Below are 13,979 nucleotides of genomic sequence, written 5' to 3'. Positions count from 1 at the left end.
TGCATCCTTTTTTATCCTTCCACCAGCTACCACACACTCTTTCCGGTATAAAAAATTCCGCTGTGATTAATTAACATGATATTTCAATAGTTTCAAATACATCACCAGTCAGATCACAGATGTCCTGGATCTGAATCTCGGTATCATCAATCCGTAAGTGGACTGATGGATCAAAAAATTCTACGGTTCCGGATAATGTATGGTACTGTCCAACTGACGGATCCTTCCAGGATTTTTGAAAATAAGTTGCCTGTATCTTCATCCCATATGCCAGGATCCTTAATTTCATATCCAACTCATTTTTCTTTTCCTCAGATAAATCTCTTTTTGGTTCATAAATGATTTCCTGTTGCCGGATTGTTTCATCCAGTCCACGAAGTGCCGCAAATGGAGCAAACTGTTTTGCCCTGCGTCCTACATCCATGGGATGTCTCCTGGAAACCGGTCTTGGTAAATATAAATACGGTTGATATGCACTTGCCAGCACTTTTTGCACCTCCTCTAAGCACGGTGACCACCTATTTGTTCATTGCGTTCTCGATACGTAGAACACTCTAGCAGGTTAGATCCACGCATGATTGCATTCTTTCCATAACGCTGCTTTACATTCAATACTGCTTCCTGTAAATGTCGTTCCTTATCGGTCTGTTTTGGATCATCAAACAGGCTGTACTGCACATAACTTTCAGGAGCAACCCTGTTCGCACACACCTCGATTCTTCGAATTCCGATATATCTGTCTGCAATCCTGAGATATAAATCTTCCACTGCATCCATGATTTTTTTTGAACTGTTACTTTCTCTTTCGAGTTTTACAGTTCCTTTGGATGCCTCATGCTCATACCTGTGGTCATATGCGATCCATAAGGTGAGGGAGCTTGTTACCAATCCTTTTTCAAACAGATCCAGAATCAGGTTGTCTGTCATTTCCCTTACAATCACAAGGGCCTCTTCAAATGAGTAATTTCGCATCAGCACCTGGCCATTTGAAAGGCTGTGTTCCTCCGAATGATAGTTCTTGATGTCACTCATCCGGCATGTTTCATAGCCCCATGCATGATCGATCAACAGCTCTGCATCAATCCCAAACATCTTATACAGCCAATCCTCGGATCTTAAAGAAGCCATTGCAATATCGCCCATCGTATGGATCCCGTAACCGGCCAGTTTTTTTTCAGTCCGAGACCCAATCCTCCAGAAATCACTTAATGGTTTATGATCCCATAGCTGCTCTCTGTAAGAAAATTCATTCAGAATTCCGATATGGTCATCCACATGCTTTGCTACGATATCCATTGCAATCTTAGCAAGGTACAGATTGGTTCCCACTCCTGCGGTTGCAGTGATACCAGTTTTCTCCATGACCGCCTGCATAAGCTTTACCGCCATTTCTTTTGCAGTGAGATGATAAAGCTGTAGATAATTGGTCACATCAATAAAACATTCATCGACACTGTACACATGGATATCTTCTTTTGAGACATACCGCAGATAGATTCCATAGATCTTTGCGGAATAATCCATGTACAGCTGCATCCTCGGCATGGCTGTAATATACTTCACACAATCCGGTATCTCATGGATCCGGCACCGGTTCTTGATGCCAAGAGCCTTCATAGCCGGAGTGATTGCCAGGCAGATTGTTGACTTTGATCTGGTCGGATCTGCAACCACCAGGTTTGCTTTAAACGGATCCAGTCCACGTTCTACGCATTCTACAGAAGCATAAAAGGACTTCAGATCAATACAGATAATAGAAGTCTGATCCTGACTCACATTGCCACCTCCCATACGTCTTTCCTCTTTTTGTAACATGTATCCCATTTTGACTGTCAATGACTGTGTATCCTTCCTGTTTTCTTTAAAATATAGGAAATTCATTCCACATATTCATTGACAAAAGAGGAAATATTGTGTATCTTATAGGAAAGATGTTTCCCTTATCTGTGATTCACATTATAGGAGAGATATTTCCCTTTGTCAAGATTAATTTTTAATTTTTAGGAGACACATTTCCCGTTTTGCCTTGAGGCGGCTAATGAAACTTATAAGACAAGGCTTAGAAAGAGGTATGTTTATGACATTCGGTGAAAAAGTAAGATCATTAAGAAAAGAAAAAAAGATGAGTCAGCAGGAACTGGCCAGTATGGTTGGTGTTTCATATAGGACCATTCGATCCTGGGAAGTAGAAGGACGTTTTCCAAAACAAAATGTTCTGTATCAGAAACTGGCAGATGCATTACAGTGTGACGTTTCTTATCTCATGAGTGAGAATGAAGCTTTTATCACAGAAGCATCCGAACAGTTTGGTAACCGTGGTGCCAGACAGGCTCAGCAGATTCTGGAACAGGCTGCAGCTATGTTTGCCGGTGGATCACTGACAGACGAAGATAAAATAGCTTTTATGGATGAGATCCAGAGCCTTTATCTGGATTCCAAAAGACGTGCAAAGAAATTTACACCGAAAAAATATCTGAAAAACCAAGAGGAAAAATAATAGAAGGCGGGATTATTGTACACCTAATCTGTTACCTTATAGTTACAAGGATATTTCTGCCCTTTTTATTTTTTACTTTTGAGGTGATTTATTTGAGAAACACTTACATATATACAGAAACAAAGAAATTAATCAAGAAATATGGAACCCGAGATCCATTTGAGATCATGGATCAGATGAACATTGTGGTCGGTGAAACTTCCAGATATAAGACACTGAAAGGATACTGTTTTATGAGCTGTAAGACAATCTATGTCATGATCAGCAGTTCCCTTTCAGAAGAAGAAAAGATGATCGTTGCCGCCCATGAATTAGGGCATATCATCCTGCATCGTTCCCAGCTGAAAATGGCTCCAATGCAAGATGATACCCTCTACAATATGACGGATAATACAGAATACCAGGCCAATCTGTTTGCTGCCGATCTTCTGATTGATGATGAGGAGATTGAAGATATGGTTCAGAACGAAGACCTGGATTATTTCGGACTCTGCAGCTCTTTGAATGCGACTCCGGAACTCATGAGCTTTAAACTATACAGCCTGACAAAACGAGGCCAGGCTTATCATATGCCGATGGAGATACAGAGTAATTTTCTGGCGAAATAATAGCGGATAAGATTATTCTACAATAGAAAAACTATAGATTTATCTCACTGAAAGGAGGATCATTTATGTCAAGACATCATATAGAAAAGGTAACTTGTCCTTCCTGCCATCATGAGGGAGATTTTGAGCTCTGGGACAGTATTAATACTGCACTGGATCCTGAAATGAAAGAGAAGGTACTTAATCAATCTATTTTCCTTTATACCTGCCCGAGCTGTGGAGAGACCTTTCGTTTAAACTACTCCACACTCTATCACCAGATGGAAGATCTTGTCATGATTTATCTGGTTCCTGAATCAGAAGTAAAGAAGACATATGAAATATTTTATGAAAAAAATGCTTTGGCTGATTATCGTACCGAAAAGTACTTATACCGGATTGTGACATCAGCAAATCAGCTCGTTGAAAAGATCCAGATCTTTGATGCAGGTAAAGATGACAGGGTAATGGAACTTGTTAAATTACTTGCGACAGATTCTATTCTCAAAAATGATCCCGATATAGAATTTGATGAACTGCGCTTTGCTGTCGACGACGACGGAACAAATATTCTTGTAATCATTAATAAGGGTGAGATTACTGGTGCAGTTGACATTGACAATATGTATGAATTTGCTTCTTCACACTGCAATGATTTCAAGGATCTCCGCGATGATGATGAAATAGTTATCAATAGGGAGTGGATCCTTAACAAACTTGCCGAAGCAGAAAACGAATAGTATATTTGGTGGCTACACCCCCAAGCCCCTGTAGAATAAATAACGCCAGTACTGGATATCAAAAATCCCGCACCGGCGTTATTTATTAAAATATTTTGTTTTTTAATCTTCAACACTCTCTACTGAAACTTCTTTTTTCTTCCTACTTTTACCAGAAATCATCTTGTGTCCTGTATAAATAGCCATAATCATGCAAAGCAAAGAACTTGCTGCAAAGTACTTATGGCCTTCTTTTGATCCCTTATAACCTGTATAAAAAGTTCCAAGCATTGTAATCAGTGCACCGATAGACCAATATTTATGTGATTTCATTCAGATACCTCCTGCCGTTTTTCTTAATCATATACCTTTTAAAAGATATATACAAACTGGTATTTTGAATCAATCGACAAGCAGCTCGGATCTTCCACTATAAATTCATACCTTCAGCAAATAGGATATGGCAATAAAAATATATCCGGAGATTTCTCTTCCTACTGGATGCAGTCATCCTTAAAGATTTCACCAGTAGAACAAGTTGAACTTTTGAAAAATTTATATCGAAACAACTTCAACTTTACTCCTGCTAATATTCATGCCGTCAAAAATTCCATCCATCTTACCGCCTCTGAAAATGGAGAATTTATGGAAAAACCAGAACCGGACGAGTGAACGGGCAGGATATAAATGGCTGGTTTATAGGTTTTATAGAAAGCCAAAATAATACATACTTTTTCTCCACAAATATTCAAAGCGAACAACGTGCAACTGGTAGTAAAGCATCAGATGGTGCTTTATCTACTCGTATTGATTCGTCACATAAATATAAGCATCTTCCAACGTTGCAGGAATTGACATACACTCCAATTCTGGCTGTATTTCAGAAATCACTCTTAACTGCAATCCCCCCTCAACATACTGTTTAGATGTAATACGATACTTCTGTTCCACTTCTCTTGCTTTTCTCTCATCAGGTACTTTGCAAATCCAGATTTTCCCCTGTGCTTCTTCTGTCAAATTCTTCATAGAACCCGCATACAGAAATCGACCTTTATGCATAATTGCAAGCTGATTGCAGGTGGCAGCTAAGTCTTCTACCACATGAGTTGAAAACAAAACCGTTCTGTTTTCAGAAAAATCTACTAACAAATTGCGGATGCGAATACGTTCCTCCGGATCTAAACCGGTAGTTGGCTCATCCACAATTAAAAATTCCGGTTCATTTAAAAGCGCCTGCACCAATCCTACCCGTCGCTTCATACCGCCTGATAACTGCTTCATTTTCTTCTTACGATGTTCTATAAGACTGGTCTTTTTCAAATAATAATCTATCCGCTTTCTACATTCTGCTTTCGGAACACCTGCCAGATCTCCCATATACTCCAAACACTCCTGAACCGTCAAATTAGGATACAGTTCAATTTCCTGTGGTAAATACCCTATCTTTCTTTGGATTTTTTCATAGTTTCCTTCGCTATACAAAATTCCGTCTAATGTAACCATTCCGTTTGTAGGTTTAAGCACAGTGGTCAAAACTCTCATCAAAGTTGTCTTTCCCGCTCCATTTTCTCCCAATAGTCCAAATATCCCATTTGGTATATCTAAATCTGCATGGTCGATTGCTGTGACACTATTCTTAAATCTTACCGTTAAATCCTCAATATGAATACTCATAAATTTACCCTCTCTTTCTTACGATCTTCGGCAATGCCAGTAACAAAATCAGTCCGATACAAATACACAAGCCTTTCCCATACAGCCATGTAATATCGGCAGTATTTTCTATATCTCTAAAAGAATAAGAAAACAGATTCCATGCTCCAAAAAGTTTATCTCCACCTGTGGAATTTGTTGCTACCCATATCAAAAGACTGCTTCCAATTCCCATCCACATATTGCGAAAAAGCATAGACAATGTATTAGCCAATATTCCCCAAAAGAAAATAGTTACTACAATCGCCCCAAAACAGGTAATAAACTGAAGTATTTCACTTTCTGTTACTGGATGTGTAATTGGTTTCTGAAACGCAAAAAACAATCCATATCCAAGAACAGCGAGCAGCAGCAAAAAAGTTCCCTGTATCATCAGTCTCTGTATAATAGAATAGATTCTCTTTTTTATCTGATACAGTCTCTGAACTTCGGAACGGTTGCTTGTAATTTCCTGCACATAAGTATCTGCACAAAAAACAGCAGTCAATATCGCAAAAGGCGGCTCTATGGATAGTCCTATTTCATACGTGAAAACAACTGCACGAATCACACTTAAAATTACAACAAAGGATACTGCATAAGCAATTTTATAAAATGGCAGAACAATCTTCATTTCCTTCTTCATTTATATTCGCCTCCGCTTCCAAATCTGTATCGAAATCAGTATAATTACTACCGATACAATAATAAGAAAACTTTGATTTAAGAGCGCCATCGGAGGCGGTGTCGTATCAAAAAGCTGCCCCGGAAATCGTACCATGATTGCCAAAGGTTTGCCCCAATATCCGTAAACTCCCTCTGCATTAGTTCCGCCCAAATTGGAATACACCATATAAAGAATCAAAAGTGGTACACCCGGAAGTGGATTTTTAAATATGAGTGAAATCAATGTATATATACTCACAATCATCAGCATATTAGGCAATATATAAAGTACCGTAGAAGCCACAAAATCCCATAGTCGCACTTCAAATCCACTATCCTTTGTATAGATGCGGCACAATACCCAAAACAGTATATTCAAAATAGTTAGCACAAGCAAACAAATTGTAAATCCTGCACTCACTTTTCCCATTACATACTTCCCGGCAGTCACAGGCTTTGTATGCAACAATTCATAAGTATGCTTTTTTGTATCTTGTAAAAATAAAACCGCCAACATAATAATTGCAAAAAACACCATATACAGACCCGCAAAATCAGCAAATTTTCTTGCGTAATAAAAAGAAAATGTCTTATCTTCCAATTTTTTATCTAGATATGCGTTGATTTCTTCTGCCGTTCCCTTATAATACGTACTGTCCTCGTATAAATACCTTGCCCCGTACCAGTCATATTCCTGCTCCAAATACGCATAGGCCTCTTTTAAATTCATGCTTTCCAGCTTTTCAATGACATTCTGTGCTTCTGAATCCGTCAATCCAAACACATCCGTTAATTTTATTTTTACCTTTTCATGCCATACCTCTCTGTGCTTTTCAGGCGTGGCTGGAATATAGCCCTCATACACTTCTCCTTCAACCGAAGTGTTGGACTGATCATTGATGATTTCCTCCCCCGTTGTAAGATAATGTGTGGTTAAATATGGACTTGTCGCATTAAACACACCATAAATCACAAGCAGAACACCTACCCAAAATAACGGTCGCTTTAGATAATTCCTAATCTCTCTTTTAAAAATAGCAATCATACGTATTCCTCCTTTCCTTCGTTATAGACATCATAAAATATAAATCACAACAAAAAGACAACAGCATAAAAAAATCGGACCGCTCATGCAATCCGATGAAATACTGCTGTTATTACAGCTCCACTCTGTTTTTCATTTTCTATCAATAACTGACCACCATGCTTTTCACAATACAATCTGCTGATATACATGCCCATTCCTGAATGTTTCAAACTGTCTTTCACATTTTGCTGATAAAAAAGCTCTGTTGCCTTTTGCTTATCTATTGTAAATCCCACTCCATCATCCTTTATTCTGATCTGTAATTCAGAACAGGTAAGAAACACTTCCATTTCCACTTTTGTCTTGGCGTAACGAAAGGCATTTGACAAAAGGTTTTCTATAACCTCTAAAATCACTTCCTTATCTCCTGAAAATTTTTCTTCTGTTTCCGAACATTCTAATTCATATAGCTTTCCAAATTTTTTCCTAAACACGTTCATCTCTGCCCGTACGTCTATTTCTACCTGTTTACTGGTAATTTCTTCTGCTACTAACTCCCTTGTATCTAAACTGCTCATCTTTCGCATAGTTTCCACAAAGATATCCATACGTTCAATCTGTTTTTTGCTTTCATTTACCATTTCTAAGGCTTGCTCCATATTTATCTCTTTCTTCGGAAGATATTCTGAAAGCATTTCCTGATACCCCTCCAGCACAGAGAGCGGAGAACGTATATCATGTGCAATGGCAGCCCGCAAAGCCTTTTCTTCCTCAAGCATTTTCCATAACTGTTGATTATTCTCTGCCAGCTGTCCTCTCATTCGTTCAAACTCTTTGCACAATCCGCCCATCTCATCTTCATTTTCATAAGTGATATGGAAATCTAAATTATTTCGACCAACTTGTCGGGAAGCCAGTTCTAATTCTTCGATAGGGCATTTCAGTTTATGCTTATAAAAAAGAAATACCGCTATAATACTCCCTGCAACAGATACGATAAGCACTGTAAATGTCTGAAGAAAATCACATATTTCCGATACATGATAATCAAATTCTTTCATTTCATAAGAATGTGGTCTCGGAACATCTGGCAAATACCTTCTACCATCCCCTTCAGCCATTTCAAAATATTCTTCTTGGTCTACATAATTCCACCAAATGTTGTTTTGTACTGTGCTTGCTATTCGCATAATTAGTGCTGAAAGATAAAAACTAATTATTAAACTAATTATCATATACAAAACAATGGTTTTCCTTAACGAAAGATTTTTTATTTTGCCCATTTATATCCCCTCCCCCATACCGTTGCAATATATTCGTGTTCCGAATACATTTTCATTTTCTTGCGGATTCTGCGAATCAACTCCGTAACCACCCGGCTGTCCCCTTCTGCATCATATCCGCCAATCTTCTCATAGATTCGTTCTTTATCAAATACCATTTCAGGGTTCATAGACAAAAATTCTATGATCTCATACTCTAATTTCGTAAGCTCTAAAGCATTCCCTTTAATATGTACACATTTACTGGCATAGTCAATCACTAATTCTCCATAAAACCTTTGTTCTTTTTTCCTATGTAAACGTTCTTCACGTTTCAAATGGGCAATAATTCTAGCATCTAATTCTTTCAAACTGAATGGTTTTAAAACATAATCATCACCACCAGACAACAATCCCATTACTCGATCCTGTTCTTCTACTTTTGCAGTCAAAAAAATAATCGGACAGGAAACCATATCTCTGATTCTTCTGCACACTTCAATTCCGTCCATTCCCGGCATATTTACGTCCAATAAAATAATATCGGGATTTGCACTTATCTTTTCCATTGCTTCTATGCCATTTTCTGCAATCATTACCGTATAATTCTTCAATGTAAAGTATTGATTCAGCATTTTTAGCAATTCTCTATCATCATCAACCATTAAAATTTTATAGTTCATAAATTTCACCTCTGGCTCTAATGTTATCTTTTCCTTATAGTATAGCTTATAAAAAACAACAAATAAACAACAATTCCTAAAAGGCAACAGCCTTTCTAAACTGCCGCCTTTTCTCCTTCATTTTATTTCCATTTTTGGGACAACATCATACAGGGTTGGTGCCTGATGACTTAATTTTACTCCATTTTCATTTGCATCTTTAAGCAGATTCTTAACTTTTTCTCTTGAATTCTCCGGTACTTTCATGTACTTCCACATAAATGCTACCACATCAGATGGTGTGTCTTTTTTTAGTGGTGGTAACTGAATATAATCATTGTTTTCACTCATTTTCATATTCTCCTCACGATATAATAAAATCAATAATACGTTCTCTTGTCATGTCCAGTACAGTATCTACGAACACTCCTGCAAAAAGGATCAGATACAGAATAACACTCAGCGAAAACAGGAATGCAACCTGTACCCAATCATGGTAACAGTATGCAGTCGCTATGATCAATAAAGTGAATATAAACCCAAGGATTCCTCTGACAACCGCATAAGTCTGTACTGTCATTTTTACTGCCAAGCCGATCACAAAAAGGATCAGCCATACCGGCAGTAATAATATCTTCCCAACAAGTTTTAAAATAAACATGTGCACCTCCTATCTTACCAGTCCTGGCATATCATGGTTCACCTCTGCCTGATAATACCCGTTCATCGTTGACGGTGCATTAAACAAAGCTGCTAACAAATATTTCTTGATGTTCTTCACCTTTGTGGTGTTACCACTCATACAGTGTAAGACATACTCGATATGTGAATAGGTCAGCATCAGAAATTTTTTCTTCACCAGTGATGCCGGATACCAGTTGCTGGCAATCAAGATCTTGTCATTTTTACACATCACAGTCTCTACGATCAGGTTCACGATTTCATCTACCTGTCGCATATCGTCATGATGGGTTACTTCCAGTGATTCATAATCAATGGTCTCTTTGACAAGGTTTTCATAAGCCTGATAATCCTCAGAGCGATTATCGCTATCAAATCTTTTCTCATCCACAGATATGATAGGATTAGATTTATTATCATTCATTTCAGTATCACTAAGATTAGTATTATTAGGGTTTGAAATGTAAACTTCTTGAAGTTTGTTTTCGGGACTTCTAGAAGTTTGATTTTGGGACTTCATGAAGTTTGAATTGTAAACTTCTGTAGATTCCTCATTTTCCACAGAAGTTTGTTTTTTAAACTTCTCTAATTCCTCTCCAAATTTTTTCTCATCTGTTTTCTCAAGCATAAAGGTTTTCACGTAGATGACGTTCACCTTTCCAAATCCCTGTCTGCGTTTTTCAATCAAACCAATTCCGGTTTCATCATCCAGTTCTCTCATGGATTTGATGGCTTTATTTCTGCCACAGTTCAGTAATTCCATGATATCTTCGATGGAAAAGTAGATATATGCTCTGTTTTTGTCATCAAACCACTGATTTTTGATGGAAAGAGACATTCGATCCAACATCAGTCCATATAAAATTTTAGCATCGCTTGATAAATCTTTAAAATAGCTGTCTGTAAATAATGCTTTTGGTATGCGGTAGAAGCTGAACTGATCAGCTTCGGTACCATAAAAATAATTAAATGTCATTTTTTTCTCCATAATTTCCTCCTTTCATTTTCTGCTAAGAAGTCCTTTTTTTAAACTTCTTTGACATTGTTTTCTTAGCTTTTTCTCTCCTTAACAGGACTGTTCCTGCATCCACTTTTCTAATAATGATTCAATCACCTGCTCCATATCTTTGGCTGTATAATCATCCGGAAAATACTTTGTCAGTTTCTTTTCTGAGAAAGTAAGAGACCGGGATACTTTCTTTGCTATCACACAGTTATTGAAAATTGATAACATCTGAATCTGATTGATTGGCCCATCATTCAGCTGATTTCTGAGTGCTGCAATCTGCTTTGGCTTAATAAATCCAGTGTCACTAATATATTCGTAAATCCATTCTTGTACTTCCTTATCGATGTAGGAGATATCAATAGCAACTGTAAATTGGAGCTTTTTCTTATCTACCAGATCTAAAAGTTCTGGTATTAATTCCGTGAGACGAATATATCTTTGAACCTGTCGTCCACTTTCTCCATTATCCTTTCCAATGAGATCTGCCGTCTCATAATTCCCGACATTTTGTCGGGGATTTTCTTTTGTCGGACGACCTGCTGTTCTTCTCATAGCATCCATTTTCATCTTATATGCAAATGCTTTCTCACTCGGTAACAGTTCCTCTCGCTGAATGTTAGCGTCCACCATCGCAATCACGGCATCATCATCCGATAATTCTCTTACGATTGCCGGAATAGTCGTAAGTCCTGCAAGCTGTGCTGCATGCATTCTTCTATGACCGGATACCATTTCATATTCTTCATTATCATCCATTCGAAGCAGTACCGGTGTCAGTACTCCATTGATCCTTACACTTTCAACCAGATCCTGCATCTTTTCATCATCCAGCACCTTGAACGGATGATTTTTAAACGGATGGATCTTACTGATTTCTATCTCCATTGCAGATTCTTCATTTACCACACCCAGCAGTTCATCAATGCTTGCCAGTTTAATCTTTTCGCCACTTCTATTTTTCATTTTTCAAAACCTCCTGTGTTAAGTTCTTATATGCTTCGGCAACTTTTCCTTTCGGGCAGTGCATGTAGATGCTTTTTCCCTCTGCACTGGTCTCAGCAGCTTTTACAGACATCGGGATCACATTTTCAAATACCTCGATCTGACTTCCGTAGGTTGTATGTACTCTCGATGCAATATCCCTTGCGTAATTGGTTCTGAAATCTACCATGGTCAGGAGAATGCCCTCAATCGCCAGTTTCCGGTTCAGTCTTTTCTTTACTGTAAGAATGGTCTTGATCAGCTGCTGAAGTCCTTTCACCGGCAGATATGCGGCTTGCACAGGTATCAACACAGAATCGGAAGAGACCAGTGCATTGATTGTCATCATACCAAGGCTCGGCATACAGTCGATCAGGATATAATCGTATCGGCATCGTATCGCATCGATATATTCTTTCATGATCATTTCTCTGCTCATAACATTTCCCATCGTTACTTCCAGTGCGGAAAGCTCAATATTTGCCGGGAGAAGATCTACATTTTCCTGGTGATGTAAAATCCCATCTTCCAGAGAGATTTCTTCTTCGTTGATGACATCCATCATGATCGTTGCCAATGTGATGCGAAGATCATCCGGTTCCTCATATCCAAGACTTGCGGTTAAACTTCCCTGTGGATCCGCGTCAATCAGCAACACTTTCTTACCTTCTCTTGCCAGTCCAATGCCTACATTTACGGTTGTGGTGGTCTTTCCGACGCCACCTTTCTGGTTTACTACGGATATAACTTTACACATGATTTCTTCCTCCTTTAACTTTCCCATGATTCTTTTTTCCATAATTTCAACAGTGCCAGTATTTCCCGTTTCATCATTGCCGGTGTATAAGAATTTGGAAAATACTTGTGCAACTGCTCGTTTGTGAATGCCACTCTTGTGATCTCACCCTTTTTCACTTCACACATGATCTCTTCCATCTTTTCCAGTGACAACTGTTTTTCTTTACTCAGTTGCCGGATCCTCTGGGCCTGTGAGAGTGATGGGATTGCCTGTGCATACTCCATTGCTACAAGCAGTTCTCTTTGTTCTTTTTCACTTAATGCAGCTATCTCTACAGCCGGACAAAAAGAAATAATCTCATCATCCAGTTTCTGCAACATTTCCGGTATCAGTTTTGTCAGTGAGATATAACGCTGCACTTGTTTTGGGCTATCACCACAATCTTCACTGATGATTTCTATTGCCCGCTTTCTTGGTGTTTTGTGGTCAACTTGGCTCTTTTTTCGACCACTTTTTCTTTTTAATACGTCATTCTTCAGTTTGTAAGCAAAAGCTTTTTCACTGTAGCTAATCCGTTCTCTGTGAAGATTGGAATCTACCATGCTCAAGATGGAATCATCTTCACTTAATACCCGGATGATTACCGGTACTTTACGGTATCCCAGTTTCTCCGCAGCATGTTTTCTTCTGTGACCGGATATGATCTCATAGTATCCATCCGGTACTGGTCTGACGATTAGCGGATTTAAAATTCCATACTTCTCAATGCTTTCCTGCAAAAGAAACATTTCCTTATCATCTTTTACCTGAAACGGGTGCTCTTTGAACGGACGAAGACGCTCAATCTCAATTTCTATGATTCTTTCTTCGTTTTCTCCTGATTGTCTGTTTGGCTCAGTCATCTTGACTCCTTTCCTCCAGGATTCAGGAAATAAAAAATGCCTGCCTGGAACTTTTATAGATAGTAAAGTTCCAAACAGACATTGCTGTTTGACCATTAGCTGTAGCTAATAGAATTGAATACTGTTTCAGCTAATTCATGTTTGCAAGTTTGGGAGAGATTGTTTCTTTTCCCGCCTTTTCTCTGATTTGCATCCCCGAATAAGAGGTGACAACGGAGCGGAACCCAAATGTTAGCTGGACTTCTTAAAACCCATGTTTGCAAACCGGTAATTTTGATTAGCTGTCAGCTAACAAAAATCGGATTGCGTTAGCTGGAAATTGATCATTTTGAATGGAATTTTGTGTCACGAACGTGATTTGAAAATAACAAAAGCGTTCGTTGTCAGCTAATCCAGCTAACATTTTCGAACGCTTTGAAGCCCGTCGCCAAGAGGATTTGAACCTCCGACCCCTCGCTTAGGAGGCGAGTGCTCTATCCAGCTGAGCTATGACGACACATGCCGCAAACCCTTGATTTTACTGGGTTTCTGGGATTTTTCCCTTCGGCCATATAT

Annotated in this window: 16 protein-coding genes, 1 tRNA gene and 2 pseudogenes; 4 read left to right on the top strand and 15 right to left on the bottom strand. The window is 38.5% G+C overall.

Annotation, left to right across the window (positions count from 1 at the left end; translation table 11 throughout):
• Positions 1-70: 70 nt before the first annotated feature.
• Positions 71-424 carry a hypothetical protein gene (locus PG418_RS10800; protein WP_055183038.1) on the bottom strand — a complete coding sequence of 118 codons (354 nt, stop codon included), beginning with the start codon at positions 422-424 and terminating at the stop codon, positions 71-73.
• Between the two features lie 77 nt (positions 425-501).
• Entirely contained in the window at positions 502-1,791 is a 1,290-nt protein-coding gene (locus tag PG418_RS10795) for a Y-family DNA polymerase (protein WP_330653280.1), read from the bottom strand.
• 247 nt (positions 1,792-2,038) lie between these two features.
• On the opposite strand from PG418_RS10795, the gene PG418_RS10790 reads away from it, so the two are divergent.
• The 3 genes from PG418_RS10790 (at position 2,039) to PG418_RS10780 (ending at position 3,824) form a co-directional block, all read left to right on the top strand.
• Positions 2,039-2,497, top strand: a complete 459-nt coding sequence (locus tag PG418_RS10790; protein ID WP_005423558.1) for a helix-turn-helix domain-containing protein — start codon at positions 2,039-2,041, stop codon at positions 2,495-2,497.
• Between the two features lie 92 nt (positions 2,498-2,589).
• Positions 2,590-3,105, top strand: coding sequence for an ImmA/IrrE family metallo-endopeptidase (locus tag PG418_RS10785; RefSeq protein WP_498837371.1), 516 nt, complete (start codon positions 2,590-2,592; stop codon positions 3,103-3,105).
• 65 nt (positions 3,106-3,170) lie between these two features.
• Positions 3,171-3,824 (top strand): CpXC domain-containing protein, encoded by a 654-nt coding sequence (locus tag PG418_RS10780; RefSeq protein WP_029471597.1) that lies wholly within the window; start codon positions 3,171-3,173, stop codon positions 3,822-3,824.
• Positions 3,825-3,926: 102 nt separating this feature from the next.
• Here the strand turns inward: PG418_RS10780 and PG418_RS10775 are convergent, their stop codons facing one another.
• On the bottom strand, positions 3,927-4,136 hold the full coding sequence (locus PG418_RS10775; protein ID WP_008392833.1) for a DUF6219 family protein: 210 nt from the start codon (positions 4,134-4,136) through the stop codon (positions 3,927-3,929).
• A 54-nt stretch (positions 4,137-4,190) separates the two neighbouring features.
• Between PG418_RS10775 and PG418_RS10770 the strand changes: the two are divergent.
• Positions 4,191-4,615 (top strand): annotated as a pseudogene (locus PG418_RS10770) (penicillin-binding transpeptidase domain-containing protein); the annotation flags it as partial.
• On the opposite strand, the gene PG418_RS10765 reads toward PG418_RS10770, so the two are convergent.
• The 12 genes and pseudogenes from PG418_RS10765 to PG418_RS10710 form a co-directional block, all read right to left on the bottom strand.
• Positions 4,602-5,477 carry an ABC transporter ATP-binding protein gene (locus tag PG418_RS10765; RefSeq protein WP_015521697.1) on the bottom strand — a complete coding sequence of 292 codons (876 nt, stop codon included), beginning with the start codon at positions 5,475-5,477 and terminating at the stop codon, positions 4,602-4,604. The pseudogene PG418_RS10770 and the gene PG418_RS10765 sit on opposite strands and share 14 nt — an antisense overlap.
• 4 nt (positions 5,478-5,481) lie before the next feature.
• Complete coding sequence (locus PG418_RS10760; RefSeq protein ID WP_015521696.1) at positions 5,482-6,141, bottom strand: hypothetical protein; 660 nt, start codon at positions 6,139-6,141, stop codon at positions 5,482-5,484.
• Entirely contained in the window at positions 6,142-7,206 is a 1,065-nt protein-coding gene (locus PG418_RS10755) for an ABC transporter permease (RefSeq protein WP_022037030.1), read from the bottom strand.
• Between the two features lie 83 nt (positions 7,207-7,289).
• The gene (locus tag PG418_RS10750; RefSeq protein WP_025580964.1) at positions 7,290-8,471 is read right to left on the bottom strand and encodes a HAMP domain-containing sensor histidine kinase; all 1,182 of its coding nucleotides are present in this window, start codon (positions 8,469-8,471) and stop codon (positions 7,290-7,292) included.
• Complete coding sequence (locus PG418_RS10745; protein WP_025580965.1) at positions 8,459-9,133, bottom strand: response regulator transcription factor; 675 nt, start codon at positions 9,131-9,133, stop codon at positions 8,459-8,461. The genes PG418_RS10750 and PG418_RS10745 overlap by 13 nt, the downstream gene beginning before the upstream one ends.
• A 123-nt stretch (positions 9,134-9,256) precedes the next feature.
• Positions 9,257-9,469, bottom strand: a pseudogene (locus tag PG418_RS10740) (hypothetical protein); the annotation flags it as partial.
• 7 nt (positions 9,470-9,476) lie between these two features.
• Positions 9,477-9,773, bottom strand: coding sequence for a hypothetical protein (locus PG418_RS10735; RefSeq protein ID WP_005349852.1), 297 nt, complete (start codon positions 9,771-9,773; stop codon positions 9,477-9,479).
• 9 nt (positions 9,774-9,782) lie between these two features.
• Positions 9,783-10,781, bottom strand: a complete 999-nt coding sequence (locus PG418_RS10730; protein ID WP_055160133.1) for a replication initiator protein A — start codon at positions 10,779-10,781, stop codon at positions 9,783-9,785.
• Between the two features lie 78 nt (positions 10,782-10,859).
• Positions 10,860-11,765, bottom strand: coding sequence for a ParB/RepB/Spo0J family partition protein (locus PG418_RS10725; RefSeq protein WP_055183005.1), 906 nt, complete (start codon positions 11,763-11,765; stop codon positions 10,860-10,862).
• Entirely contained in the window at positions 11,755-12,540 is a 786-nt protein-coding gene (locus PG418_RS10720) for a ParA family protein (RefSeq protein ID WP_055148854.1), read from the bottom strand. Before PG418_RS10720 ends, PG418_RS10725 begins: the two co-directional genes overlap by 11 nt.
• Before the next feature lie 14 nt (positions 12,541-12,554).
• Positions 12,555-13,520 (bottom strand): ParB/RepB/Spo0J family partition protein, encoded by a 966-nt coding sequence (locus PG418_RS10715; protein ID WP_055160129.1) that lies wholly within the window; start codon positions 13,518-13,520, stop codon positions 12,555-12,557.
• Between the two features lie 326 nt (positions 13,521-13,846).
• Positions 13,847-13,920, bottom strand: a tRNA-Arg gene (locus PG418_RS10710).
• Positions 13,921-13,979: the final 59 nt, after the last annotated feature.

Origin of the sequence: Bariatricus sp. TF06-38A, assembly GCF_027690675.1 — a bacterium.
GTDB lineage: Bacteria > Bacillota > Clostridia > Lachnospirales > Lachnospiraceae > Allocoprococcus > Allocoprococcus comes.
This window is presented reverse-complemented; position numbering and strand designations above follow the sequence as displayed.